Annotated in this window: 13 protein-coding genes; 2 read left to right on the forward strand and 11 right to left on the reverse strand. The window is 58.0% G+C overall.

Annotated features, from left to right (window positions below):
* Positions 1-5 precede the first annotated feature (5 nt).
* From A0U94_RS15715 to edd, 6 genes are all read right to left on the reverse strand, one after another.
* Positions 6-1,265 carry a hypothetical protein gene (locus tag A0U94_RS15715; protein WP_149026738.1) on the reverse strand — a complete coding sequence of 420 codons (1,260 nt, stop codon included), beginning with the start codon at positions 1,263-1,265 and terminating at the stop codon, positions 6-8.
* A gap of 137 nt (positions 1,266-1,402) precedes the next feature.
* Complete coding sequence (locus A0U94_RS09245; protein WP_077803158.1) at positions 1,403-1,753, reverse strand: hypothetical protein; 351 nt, start codon at positions 1,751-1,753, stop codon at positions 1,403-1,405.
* Positions 1,750-3,327: a bifunctional phosphoribosylaminoimidazolecarboxamide formyltransferase/IMP cyclohydrolase gene (gene purH, locus A0U94_RS09250; RefSeq protein WP_062028037.1), complete on the reverse strand. Its 1,578-nt coding sequence runs from the start codon at positions 3,325-3,327 to the stop codon at positions 1,750-1,752. The genes A0U94_RS09245 and purH overlap by 4 nt, the downstream gene beginning before the upstream one ends.
* Positions 3,324-3,887, reverse strand: a complete 564-nt coding sequence (locus tag A0U94_RS09255; protein WP_077803159.1) for a metal-dependent hydrolase — start codon at positions 3,885-3,887, stop codon at positions 3,324-3,326. Before A0U94_RS09255 ends, purH begins: the two co-directional genes overlap by 4 nt.
* A gap of 107 nt (positions 3,888-3,994) precedes the next feature.
* The gene (gene eda, locus A0U94_RS09260) at positions 3,995-4,618 is read right to left on the reverse strand and encodes a bifunctional 4-hydroxy-2-oxoglutarate aldolase/2-dehydro-3-deoxy-phosphogluconate aldolase (protein WP_062109964.1); all 624 of its coding nucleotides are present in this window, start codon (positions 4,616-4,618) and stop codon (positions 3,995-3,997) included.
* A gap of 12 nt (positions 4,619-4,630) precedes the next feature.
* A complete protein-coding gene (edd, locus tag A0U94_RS09265) occupies positions 4,631-6,478 on the reverse strand; it encodes a phosphogluconate dehydratase (RefSeq protein ID WP_077803160.1) in 1,848 nt (615 codons plus the stop codon).
* 389 nt (positions 6,479-6,867) lie between these two features.
* Between edd and A0U94_RS09270 the strand changes: the two genes are divergently transcribed.
* The gene (locus A0U94_RS09270; protein WP_077803161.1) at positions 6,868-7,551 is read left to right on the forward strand and encodes a YfdX family protein; all 684 of its coding nucleotides are present in this window, start codon (positions 6,868-6,870) and stop codon (positions 7,549-7,551) included.
* Positions 7,552-7,634: 83 nt separating this feature from the next.
* On the opposite strand, the gene A0U94_RS09275 is transcribed toward A0U94_RS09270, so the two are convergent.
* The 4 genes from A0U94_RS09275 to aroQ are packed head-to-tail and all read right to left on the reverse strand — an operon-like array spanning position 7,635 to position 10,469.
* On the reverse strand, positions 7,635-8,204 hold the full coding sequence (locus A0U94_RS09275) for an NIPSNAP family protein (RefSeq protein WP_077803162.1): 570 nt from the start codon (positions 8,202-8,204) through the stop codon (positions 7,635-7,637).
* Between the two features lie 14 nt (positions 8,205-8,218).
* Complete coding sequence (gene accC, locus A0U94_RS09280; protein ID WP_077803163.1) at positions 8,219-9,571, reverse strand: acetyl-CoA carboxylase biotin carboxylase subunit; 1,353 nt, start codon at positions 9,569-9,571, stop codon at positions 8,219-8,221.
* Positions 9,571-10,023: an acetyl-CoA carboxylase biotin carboxyl carrier protein gene (locus A0U94_RS09285; protein ID WP_062029003.1), complete on the reverse strand. Its 453-nt coding sequence runs from the start codon at positions 10,021-10,023 to the stop codon at positions 9,571-9,573. Before A0U94_RS09285 ends, accC begins: the two co-directional genes overlap by 1 nt.
* A complete protein-coding gene (aroQ, locus tag A0U94_RS09290; protein ID WP_041112562.1) occupies positions 10,020-10,469 on the reverse strand; it encodes a type II 3-dehydroquinate dehydratase in 450 nt (149 codons plus the stop codon). The genes A0U94_RS09285 and aroQ overlap by 4 nt, the downstream gene beginning before the upstream one ends.
* 153 nt (positions 10,470-10,622) lie before the next feature.
* Here aroQ and A0U94_RS09295 point away from each other — a divergent pair, with 153 nt between their 5' ends.
* Positions 10,623-11,273, forward strand: a complete 651-nt coding sequence (locus A0U94_RS09295) for a septal ring lytic transglycosylase RlpA family protein (RefSeq protein WP_077803165.1) — start codon at positions 10,623-10,625, stop codon at positions 11,271-11,273.
* 22 nt (positions 11,274-11,295) lie between these two features.
* Here the strand turns inward: A0U94_RS09295 and A0U94_RS09300 are convergent, their stop codons facing one another.
* Positions 11,296-12,345, reverse strand: coding sequence for a YihY/virulence factor BrkB family protein (locus tag A0U94_RS09300; protein WP_077803166.1), 1,050 nt, complete (start codon positions 12,343-12,345; stop codon positions 11,296-11,298).
* Positions 12,346-12,693 lie beyond the last annotated feature (348 nt).

Raw genomic sequence — 12,693 nt, forward strand, 5'->3', positions numbered from 1 at the left:
TATTTTTAGACTGTGAGATCGACGACGCCGCGGAGAAATCGGCGTTCAGCAACAGAAGTTGAAGCTTCAGGAGTATCGCCCCGTAATGAACCTGATGAGCGGCTGTTGCCCTCCTGCCGCTCATCACGAGACGACATGTCAAGAAAAGCTGGCAGCGAAAGACTGATCTGGATATCTGCTTTCACTGTGGACTGCGCGCCAGAAACAAAAGATGAATTATCAGACAGTGCTTCAATTAGTGTACTTTTGTCTTCTTTAAGCGACTGGTAAACCTCCGGATTATCCGTATTAATATGAATCCGATGCTCTTTACTGATAGTTCCATTAATTTCTATATGTATTTTTTCGTTTTCTCCAACATTCATTTCGATATGAGTTATATTATTTCCACTACTTTTTTCTTGATAAAGCTGAACATGCGGATCAGTATGCCGGGAGATTTTCTCTTCATCACCAGGGGGTGCAGTGGTATTTTCTGCCTGCGTCTCAGGAGTTATCTCATTCAATACTTCAGGTAGAATTTTCTCCGAAGAAATCGAATCTGAGTCAATAAAAGAGTTGTTTTCTATTTTTATAGAATTTTCAGATTTATTGGATTCTATATTTTGTTCTTTTTTATCTTCCTCCAATATTCCATTATCGGAAATAACTCTTGAATTATTATTCTCAATAAAATCACTGATCTGATTTGTTTTATTTGAAATAGACTCTCCCTTACCGTCCACCGCAGAGCTTGTCTCCTTCACAGGAAGAGACGTCGTATTGTTATTAACGAAATCATCTCCCTCCGTTTGAGATGACTCATTTTCTGCTGGGCTCAGACCATCCTTCGGCAAAGATTTATCGCTACTTTTCTGCGCAACGGATTGGGGCGATTTATTTGGAACGCTACTATCCTGTGGCTGTTCTTTACTGCCATCAGCGGCGCCCTTCTGTACGGCAGTTGGAAGGGTCTGACTTTGAGGAGCAGCTGCCGGTTTCGGAAGGACAGTATGTTCTTCCAGATGTGAGACTACGGCTGGTCGCACAGGGGACGTCGTTGAGGTCTCGGCTTTTGGAGACTGCCTCTGAGCTGTCCGTTCGGATGGGAGAGGCTCTGCTTTTGTCGTAGACTGGGATTTGACTATTGAGGTTTTTTGGCTGCTTTCAGAGTGCCTGGGAGTTTCCGGGTGAACATAGCTTGCCAGAAAATCGTGGAACCGCTCATTGGAGGCCAGTTGTGCCCCGGGAGCAATATCAGTGCGCCCGAGGCCCGTGGTCGACATAACTGCGGATGTCGTGACATGTGACAAAAACTTGCGCCTCCGGATCTGCCAGCATCGGTAAATCCGGGAAATTTTTGCACAAGAACCGTAAAGAAAGCGTTTAACTACTGCCTAATACTATAACCTGTTGCGGGAGGTCAGGGATGGATCGTGTCGTATGCAGGCGATCCTGGAAAGGCGCCATGCGGGATCGCCGGCGTGCTCGGGCAGATGGGAGGATTACCATCAAGTGCCAGAGCCTGTACCGTATGGGTTGCCACCGAAATCAGTCCTCTGACGGCCAGCTTCTGGTTCAGATGGATATGCGCCAGAAACTCCTGTGGCAGAATCACAGCTGTCCCATCGCTAAGCTGTACGCCAGTAGGCGTAATGTCAGCGACAATCCCCTTGATCACAGGAAGTGGCGTCATGTCATAGACACAGGGAGCAGCTTCCGCTGTGGAGAGGGACAGAGCCAGAACCAGGCTGGCGCAAGCAAGCTTTTTCAATGTCTGAAATGCCTCATGCCGGTGAATACCATGGCGATCCCGGCCGCATCTGCCGCATCAATCACCTCCTGATCGCGGATGGAGCCACCCGGCTGAATGACAGCCACGGCACCCGCCGCAACGACGCTCTCAAGACCATCCGCGAAGGGGAAGAACGCATCCGAAGCTGCAACCGATCCGATTGTCAGCGGAGCCTGCTCTCCGGCTTCCTTTGCGGCATCTTCGCTCTTGCGCGCTGCAATCCGCGCGCTGTCTACCCGTGACATCTGCCCGGCACCAATGCCAACCGTGGCGCCATTGCGGACATAGATGACGGCGTTTGATTTCACATGCTTTGCGACGCGGAACGCGAACAGCAGATCCTTCATTTCCTGATCCGTCGGCGCCCGCTTGGTCACGACCCTGAGGTCGGCTTGCGTTACCCGACCGGCATCGCGACTCTGGGCCAGAAAACCACCTGCGACCGAGCGGAATGACAGCCCTTCAGCGGTCGGATCAGGCACGCCCTGCGTGAGCAGCAGACGCAGGTTCTTTTTCTTTGCAAGGACCTCGACGGCATCGGCATCGGCATCGGGAGCCACGATCACCTCCGTGAAGATCTTACTGATCCTCTGGGCCGTGGCACCATCCAGCGTCCGGTTGAGGGCGACGATACCGCCGAAAGCCGAAACGGGATCGCAGCGCAGAGCCGCAATCCAGGCTTGCTCCAGCGTTGCTGCAGACGCCACGCCACATGGATTGGCATGTTTGACGATCACCACAGTCGGTTCATCAAACTCGGCGACAGCCTCGAACGCCGCATCCGTGTCATTGATGTTGTTGTAGCTCAGCGCCTTGCCCTGAAGCTGCCGCGCGCTCGCCACACCCGGACGCTGGCTGCCGTCACGATAGAAAGCCGCCTTCTGATGTGGGTTTTCGCCGTAACGCAGCAGATCGTCCCGTGTTCCGCTCAGGGTCAGGACGGGAGGCAGGATTTCGCCGGCCTGTTTGGCAAACCAGCGGGAGATCATGCTGTCATAGGCAGCTGTGTGGGCGTAGGCGGAGGCCGCGTAGCCCCGTCGTTCGACCAGCACCGTACCGCCCTGCTCCAGTGACGCGATGACCGCCCCATATTGTTGCGGATCCGTCAGGATCGCGACGTGATCGAAGTTTTTGGCAGCCGCGCGGATCATGGCGGGGCCACCGATATCAATATTCTCGATGCAGTCTTCGTCCCCTGCCCCCGATGCAACGGTTGCGGCGAACGGGTAGAGATTTACACAGACCAGATCAATCGGAGCGATGTCATGCTTCGCCATCTGCGCAACATGATCGGCGAGATCGCGGCGTCCGAGAATGCCACCATGGACCTGAGGCACGAGGGTCTTGACCCGCCCGTCCAGAATTTCCGGAAAACCGGTATGGTCCGAGACATCCTTGACGGTCAAACCGGCATCACGAAGAGCCTTGGCGGACCCCCCGGTCGAAAGCAGTTCCGCACCGTGGGCGGCAAGCGCACGCCCCAGTTCGATCAGTCCCGTTTTGTCAGAAACGGAGAGAAGAGCGCGGCGGACGGGGAGTCGGGTCTGTGTCATGATGAGAATGAAATATCCTTCAAAACATGTCCGCGCAACCGCGAGTGATGCGCAGAAGGGAGATGATGACCCGGAACAGGGCCATTACCGGAAAATCCTGCCCAGCCCAGAAGGCAGAGGATGGGCACAAGAAGCATGATTTCCCCGATGCCGCCAGTCCGGACATAGGGCCAGAGTGAAAGTCGCGAACGGCTGAGGGGGGCGAAAACCTGACAGCCTCCTGTCGGAAGGTCGGCGGCAATATGGGTCGCAGCGCCGAGCAGCAGGGCACCCCACGGTCCGCGAAGACTTTCAGGGCCCATCAGACCATTCATGACGACCGCAACCATGAGCAGCATCAGGCCCGAATGCGTCAGGCCACGATGGCCGAAGGCTTTCGCCAGAAAGCGGGAGAGGATCTTCACCCGGCTTCCAAGCATGGAGCGCTCGGTATCAATGTCGGGTAGCAGGCTGCCCAGCAGCCCGGTGCAGACGGAGAGCGGTTCAGGCGATAGCACATGCCAGCGCATGGCACACAATACGGCAAAGCCGCCGATCAACAGATGGGAACGTCCAGTCACGCGCCCTTATGATCTGCTTCATCCCGTCCCGCAAACCATTTGTTCATAAAACGTTCACGGGGGCCACGACGTGATGCAGGCCCCGTGAAGCGTCCGTGGCGGTGCGCTCAGACCTTCAGGAGGGCTGCGGCCGTTGCGCGCTGACGAACCTTGTCCGCGTCGAAGGCGCCCGCCGTAACCCAGGAGCCACCGACACAGGAAACGGTCGGAAGGGCCAGCCATTCCGGGGCGCTCTCTTCCGTAATACCACCCGTCGGGCAAAAACGGACATTGCTGCCGAAAACACTGGCAAGGCTCTTCAGCGCGGGAATGCCGCCATTCGTCACGGCCGGGAAGAACTTGAAGCGCGACAGACCCAGATCGAGACCGCGCATGATGTCACCCGCATTGGCAACACCCGGCAGGAACGGCACGTCATGCGCGACGGAGGCCTTGACGAGAGCTTCGGTCAGGCCCGGGCTGACGATGAAGCGCGCACCCGCTTTCACGGCACGGTCCATATCGGACGGGTTCAGAACGGTCCCCGCACCGACGAGCGCACCCGGCACCTTGGACATTTCCTCGATGACTTCGAGCGCACAGGGCGTCCGCAACGTGACTTCAAGCGTGGACAGGCCACCCGCCACCAGAGCCTCGGCCATCGGACGGGCCTGCGCCACGTCATTGACCACCAGCACCGGCATGACCGGACAGCGGCTCATGACGGCATCAAGTTTGGCAGTATCGATCATGCGAAATCTTCCTTAGTGAATATCGTCGCCGACGGCTTCGATCACGCGATCCATCTGGGCCAGCATCGCAGACCCGCCCGCTTCGGCCGGATCATGCACCGAACGCAGCAGCGCGAACAGCTCCCGGCCCGTTCCCAATGCCGGGAGCGGCGGGGCGACCGGCGTACGGCTATCCCATTCCGCGGCATCTACCAGGACCTCGATCTGGCCGCTCACGGCGCAGACGCGGATCATGTCACCGTCCCGAACGCGGCCGATCGGACCACCAACCTGCGCTTCGGGGCCGACATGAATGGCCGCCGGCACCTTGCCGCTGGCGCCCGACATACGACCATCCGTCAGAAGCGCCACCTTGAAGCCGCGGTCCTGCAGCACGCCCAGCGTCGGGGTCAGCTTGTGCAGCTCCGGCATGCCATTGGCTTCCGGCCCCTGAAAACGCACAACCACGACGACATCACGCTCAAGTTCGCCATTCTGATAGGCCGTGATGACGTCATGCTGGTCCTGAAACACCCGTGCAGGCGCTTCGACCGTCAGGTGTTCCGCTGCAATGGCGCTGCTCTTGTAAATCGCACGCCCCAGATTGCCCGTCATCAGGCGCATGCCGCCATCCGGACGGAAAGGCGTTGCAACGTCACGCAGGATGTCGGTGTCGGTGGAAGATTTTGCGCGGCTGTAGACGAGGTCGTCGCCTTCAAGCGAAGCGCGACGTGCATAATCGGAAAAGCCGCCGCGCGAGACCGTCAGGATATCCTGATGCAGCATTCCGGCGCTCGACAGTTCGGCGATGACCGTTGGCATACCCCCCACGCGATTGAACGCATTCACGTCTTCCGAACCGCTCGGATAGACGCGGGTGATCAGCGGAACAGCGGAAGACAGGCGGCTGATGTCTTCCCAGTCGATCAGAATGCCTGCAGCGCGGGCGATGGCGGGAAGATGGATTGCATGGTTGGTCGACCCACCCGTTGCCAGCAGTCCGACAGCAGCGTTCACGATAGCCTTTTCATCGACGCACTGCGCGAGCGGGCGCGCATCTTCTCCATTCAGGCCGATCTCTGCCAGACGATGGATTCCCGAGCGCGTCATGGCCTGACGCAGCTTCGTGTTGGGATTGATGAACGCCGAGTCCGGCATCATCAGACCCATGATCTCGACCATCATCTGGTTCGTATTGGCCGTTCCATAGAACGTGCAGGTTCCGGCACTGTGATAGGAGGCGTTTTCCGCTTCCATCAATTCGGCCTGTCCGACCTTGCCCTGCACATAAAGCTGGCGGATACGCTGCTTTTCCTTGTTCGGAAGGCCGGACGGCATCGGACCGGCCGGAATCAGCATGGTTGGCAGGTGGCCAAAGCGCAGGGCGCCCATCAGAAGCCCCGGCACGATCTTGTCGCAGATCCCGAGCAGCGCCACGCTTTCGAACATACCATGGCTCAGACCGACCGCCGTGGACATGGCGATTACGTCGCGGGAGAACAGGGACAGCTCCATCCCCTCCTGCCCCTGCGTCACACCATCACACATGGCGGGTGCGCCGCCTGCGACCTGGGCCGTCGCCCCGACCTCACGGGCAAACAGCTTGATCTGCTCGGGATAGCGGCCATAGGGCTGATGCGCCGAAAGCATGTCGTTATAGGTCGTGATGATGCCGATATTGGTCCCGGTGGGACGCATCAGTTCCGGCTTGTCGGGGCTGGAAGCCGCGATCGCATGAGCCAGATTTCCGCAGGCGAGTCTGGGCCGGAGCACACCTTTGGCCCGGTTGCGCTCCATCAGGGCGAGATACCGGCGCCGGGAGATTTTCGAACGCTCGATGATACGGGCAGTCACACTCTCGACGACAGGATTCAGAGACATCTGGAAATACTCGCTACTCGGCTGATGCCTGCAATGCGCTCCGGAAAGGCCGACTTTCCGGCGCAAGGCACGGTATCGTGATTGAGGCCCCGTTCATACGGAAACCCCTCCTTCAGGGCAAGCCGTTCCCCAAATGAAAACCTCAATATTCTCATTTTTATTTCAATAAATCATTTCATATCGTCGATAAGTTCCAAAAATCACATTCAGGACGCAACAAAAAGAATTGCATCTGTTAGTCACAATCCTCAAGGAAATGCCGCTCGTCAGAGTACATATCGGAAAATTCAAAAATGGACCAACAGTCATTAAATGATCGGTAATTTGTCTGAACTACCCTCATGAAATACCGATAGGGGTCAGAACAGAATATTCACGGAGATAATATAATGAAATTTATTCCCGCCATGGCTGCAATTTCATCCATTCTTTGCGCAACCCCGTTTGCCAGTGCCGATTCACTGCACACACACTGGGAAAAATTTAAGGCACACCGTGCGTTTCATCATCTTTCTGCCGACGGGCAGCGTGCTTTTCAGGATATTCTGAAGGCTCGGGACATTCTCCAGACGACAGGCAAGACCGAAGCCGCCATTCCGGCCCTGTACGATGCCCAGAAGCGCCTTGCTGCTGCGGAAAAGGCTGACAAAAAATTTCAGGCTGCCGAAAACGATCTCCATCCTGCCCCGCAGCATCCTGTTATCGCCAACCGCCAGCCTGTCGTTGGCCAGACGGACTGGCTTCCGGTCGGCGGTGAGTTCATCCTGAGCGAGACGCTGGCCCCCGAAAAGAAAGCCGCGATCGTCTCTGCGAATGCCCAGCTGAAGTCCGGCAACACGGATCAGGCCGCCGAGACCATGAAGGTCGTGGGAGCAGATGCGGACTTCATTATGGCGCTCGCTCCCGTCACGCCGGTGCAGGGTGCGGTCTATCGCGCAACCGTTTTCACCGAAGGGCATAATCCGCAGGAAGCTGTTGCTGCCCTGAACCAGGCTCTGAATTCGGTGGTGTTCGTTTCTGAAAGCACAATCGAAACACTGGCGCCTGCCGCCCCGGCTTCCTCCAGGAAATAATTTTTCAGACACGGGTTCAGGCATAAAAAAAGCGGTGAAGGCCGAAGCCTCACCGCTTTTTCGTGTCCATGATTCAGAACACCTTAACGCCAGGCGGAATCGGGAGCCGGAAGCAAAATCGCATTTTCCATAATGCTCAGATAGCTTGCGACCTTAGGCGGCCAGACCCCGCTCGCTACGGCCTGTGCCCTGATCTCCATACGCGCATTCATATCTGCGTAGGGCCAGATATGGGCCAGCCTCGGCGTGCCTTCGAGAGAAATCATCCCGCAGACCAGCCCGGACAGTTCCAGGCGTGGCGGGAGGGACGCCGCAAAAGCTTCCTCCACCTCCCCCACCTGCCCCAGCTTTAACTCGTAGCAGCGCCATTCATAGACGCTGCCATGGGCTCCCGCGGGAAGCAGAGGCGAAATGATGCGCCAGCTTGTGACATCAACGCTCTGGATGGAGTCTTTGGGGATTGCAGCCAGAAGTTCAGGTCGTCCGTCGAGCAGACCAGCATAGGTATCGGCTGTCCGGAACAGGATAATCCGGTTGAGCACGCCAATTTCGCTCACCCACACGGCAAGCCCCTCACGCCCCGTGAGCGCAGAAACCACTACAGGGACCTGCCCGATCCGAACATCAAGGATAATGGTTTCTGCATAACTCATTGACTGACTCCGGGTTATTTTCCTGCCTGCCGGGCAGCAACAAAATTTTCCAGCCAATGAATGGTATAGTCTCCCTTCTGGAAAGAAGGGTCGGCCAGAATTTTCTGGTGAAGCGGAATGACCGTCTTCACACCATCCACCACACATTCATCCAGAGCACGCTGCATGCGGGCAATGGCTTCAGCGCGCGTGGGGGCATGCACAATCAGCTTGGCGATCATGCTGTCGTAGTAAGGCGGGATGCGATAGCCAGCGTAAATGGCGCTGTCCATACGAACGCCCAGCCCACCCGGAGCATGGAACACCTTGATCGTACCGGGGCTCGGCATGAAGGTTTCCGGATCTTCCGCATTGATGCGGCACTCGATCGCATGCCCGGACATTTTGATATCCGACTGCGTGTAACCAAGCGGCTCACCGGATGCGATGCGGATCTGCTCGCGAACGAGATCCACGTTGCAGACCATCTCCGTCACCGGGTGCTCGACCTGAAGACGCGTGTTCATCTCGATGAAGCAGAACTGGCCGTCCTGATACAGGAACTCGAGCGTGCCAGCGTTGCGATAGCCCATGCGTGAGAGGGCCTCGGTCGCGGTCCGGCCGATCTGTTCGCGTTCGGCATCTGTCAGGGCCGGTGAACCGGCTTCTTCCAGAAGCTTCTGGTGACGGCGCTGGAGCGAACAGTCACGCTCGCCGAAATGCACGACATTGCCATGCGCATCGCCAAGGATCTGAAGCTCGATGTGACGCGGACGGTTGAGATATTTCTCGAGATAGACCTCGTCGTTGCCGAAAGCCGCACGGGCTTCGGCACGGGCCACCGACCAGGCTTCCTCAAGGTCGTCCGCCGTCATTGCGACCTTCATTCCGCGCCCGCCACCACCGGCAGCAGCCTTGATGAGAACCGGATAGCCGACTTTTTCCGCAACCTCACGGGCAGCCTGTAAATTTGCCAGACCGCCATCGGAGCCGGGCACCAGCGGCACACCGAGCGCCCGCATGGTGGTCTTGGCGGCGATCTTGTCGCCCATCGTGCGGATATGCTCGGCGGTCGGGCCGATAAACGCGAGACCGTGTTCTTCCACGGTTTCGGCGAACTCGGCATTTTCCGACAGGAAGCCATAGCCGGGGTGAATGGCGTCAGCCCCTGTGATCGTCGCAGCGGAAAGAATAGCTGCAACGTTCAGATAGGAGTCGCGCGCACTCGGCGGACCGATGCAGACGGCTTCGTCCGCAAGACGCACATGCATCGCATCGGCGTCTGCCGTCGAATGCACGGCAACGGTTTTGATGCCCATCTCGCGGCAGGCGCGCTGGATCCGCAGCGCGATCTCACCCCGGTTGGCAATGAGGACCTTGGAAATCATTACTCGATGATCGCCAGGGCTTCGCCGAACTCGACCGGCTGGCCGGATTCGACAAGGAACTTCGTCAGCGTGCCGGCGCGGGGAGCCTTGATCTGGTTGAAGGTCTTCATGGCTTCGATGAGCATGATCGTCTGACCCGCGGTAACCGGCTGTCCTTCGACTGCGAACGGCGGAGAAGCCGGATCGGGCGTCAGATAGGCAACGCCGACCATCGGGCTCGGCACCATGCCCGGATGCTTGGCCGGATCAGCCGGAGCCGCAACGGCGGCGACTGCCGGAGCCGCAGGTGCTGCGGCGGCCTGCACGGGAGCAGCAGCCTGAACCACGTTGACGTTGCGCGCCACGCGGATACGGCTGTCCGCTTCGGAAATCTCGATTTCGGTCAGGCCGGTTTCGGTCAGAATATCGGCCAATGCCCGGATGGCATCCTTGTCCACGAGCATACGGCTCATCCTTCGTCTTCGATCATGTCGGTTATTGCCTGAAGCGCGTGCGCATATCCCCTGACGCCGAGGCCACAGATCACGCCGATGGCGGCCTGCGAGACGTAGGTGTGATGACGGAACGGCTCCCTGCGATGAATATTGGAAATATGAACCTCAACCACCGGCAGCTCGACCGCCAGAAGCGCGTCGAGCAGGGCAATCGAGGTGTGCCCGTAGGCTGCGGGATTGATCACGATTCCGTCTGCACGGCCGCGACATTCCTGAACCCAGGACACAAGTTCACCCTCTCCGTTCGTCTGGCGGAAATCAATGGCGACATCAAGCCGTTCCGCAGCCTGAATGCACACCTGCTCGACATCGTCGAGCGTGGCGTGACCGTAGATTCCGGGCTGGCGAAGACCCAGCATATTAAGATTCGGACCGTTGAGAACGGTAATCAGAGGGCGTTTCATCTGGCCGCGCGATAGCACTTTCGAAGCTGTCATGAAAGCGTCATTGCCCTATTGCTGCCGTCTTCGGGGTGTCCAAAAGGCGACAGGGCAGCATTTTTGTGCTATCAGGACCAATCTGAGCCCGTCCCGTCCACTGGAGAAGAACCTGATATAGTGCGCTTCAACCTGTCTGTCCTTCGCAATCCCCTAGGCTTCATCCCCCTGCGCAGCATGACATTTGCCGTAGCGCTTGCTGGTCTGGCCGGTCATCACACCGCTCATGCGAGTGACGAGTCCGCCATTGATGGAACGCCAAGAACAAGCTGGGCAGATTCCGTTCGGGCCGCACTGTCCAACCGGGCTCATCAGGCCGCACATGCCTGGTCCCAGCATGGCATGGCGAGCTGGTATGGACGGCATTTCCACGGACGACGCACCGCAAGCGGCGCCACCTTCAACACCAATGACCTGACCGCCGCGCACCCGTCCCTGCCGATCGGGACAAAGCTTCTGGTGACGTCACAGGACACGGGGCGTTCGGTTGTGGTAACCGTCAACGACCGTGGTCCTTTCAACAGCCGCATCATCGACCTGTCCCACGCTGCGGCCGCAAAAATCGGGATGCTGGGCGCGGGTACAGCGCATGTCACCATCGCGAAAATGACGGAAGTGGCACCGTCCACGCAGGCGGGCTCCGAGCCTGAAGTGGCGGAAGCCGATCCTTCGGACACCAGCGCACAGGCAATTGAAGCCGCAGGCACCAATACAGCCCCTGCCTCTCCGCGGGGCAGCACATCACAGCGGATCCCGCACCATCATCACTAACGCTGAACAACTGGCCTGATCCTCAGGCCAGACTTGTTCCTTCCGGCGGCACGGCCTGACTTTTACCAGCCCGGGCCTCAAGGCTGGCGTTCAGTTCCGCTCCGAACAGCACCACATATGCGCTCACGAAAAGCCACATCATGATGGCTGCGACAGCGCCGAGGGGTCCATATGTTGCGCCATAGCTGGCGAAATGCGCGACATACCATGAGAAGCCCAGAGACGTTGCCACCCACAGGATCGTCGCGAGGATCGAGCCCGGAAAAATCCAGCGCCACTCTGTATGCACGCGGCACGGCGCAAAGCGGTACAGCAGCGTCACAGCAATAAAGACGAACAGCAGCATAAGAACCGGCGCAAGCGTATGCACGATCATCGGTGCACCGTAGGACAGCAGAAAATTCACCGGAAATGGCGGATCACTGAGGAAACTGACATGGCGCGGCAGGTAATCCACGAGCGCGGGTGCTGCCACCATCAGCGCCAGAGTGAGCGCAGCGCCCACGATAGCCGTCAGCGTGGTTGACAGCGCGACAGCCTGAAATTTCAGGAAACTCCGCGTTTCCTGAGCATTATAGGCCATGTTCAACGCGGAGAGGATCGACTTCGTGCTTGCCGAAGCGGACCAAAGGGCCACCGCAAGCGAGAAGATCAGACCGATTGTCAGCGACGAATGGGGCTGGGAAATCAGTTCGTGAATCCGGTCACCGATCAGAGCATAGGCCGATGGCGGCAGGAGATGCCTCAGCACTTCGAGTTGAGGTTCGACTGACTGGAGATCAAAGGCCAGACCGTAAAGGGAAATCAGGCTGGAAATGGCTGGAAAAAGCGACAGCGTGGCGTAAAACGCGCATCCCGCCGCAGAGAGCGAAGTCTGGCTGGAGCCGACTTCCGCAAAGAGATGCTTGGCGATGACCCGCCAGGCGGCATGATGCAGTCTGTTCTGCGATGATGCGGCATTCGGATCAGCGGCATCCGTGACAGCAGATGATTGTCCCGACTCCGAAGATACGGCTTGTTCCGGCACGACCCGGGAGCCGGAAAGGGTCGCAGATTCGGGTGTCAAACTCACGCAGGGTTTCCTCGGCAGTGTCCTGTTGGGGCAGCGGTCGCGCTCATGACAGTCCGGATCGAACGACATGAGCCATGTACCTACGCGGAAGATGCCTTCAGCGTTCCGAATTCGCCCAGATTCACCACACCAATATTGGCAAAAGCATCACAATGCAAAATTAGCGGTTGCACGACGGGGCATTTGGTCCCATATGCCCGCCTCACGCAGCAACGCACGTGCCACTGGCCCACTCGAGGTTACGCAACGACGTCAAGCGTTCTGGCCTTCAGGAATCCACCCGTTACGGATTCCCGCTATTCGCCGGTCCGTTCGACCGTTTCGCAACACACTCGCAGGGCGATATTG

The sequence above is a fragment of the Gluconobacter albidus genome (genome assembly GCF_002005485.1).
GTDB lineage: Bacteria > Pseudomonadota > Alphaproteobacteria > Acetobacterales > Acetobacteraceae > Gluconobacter > Gluconobacter albidus.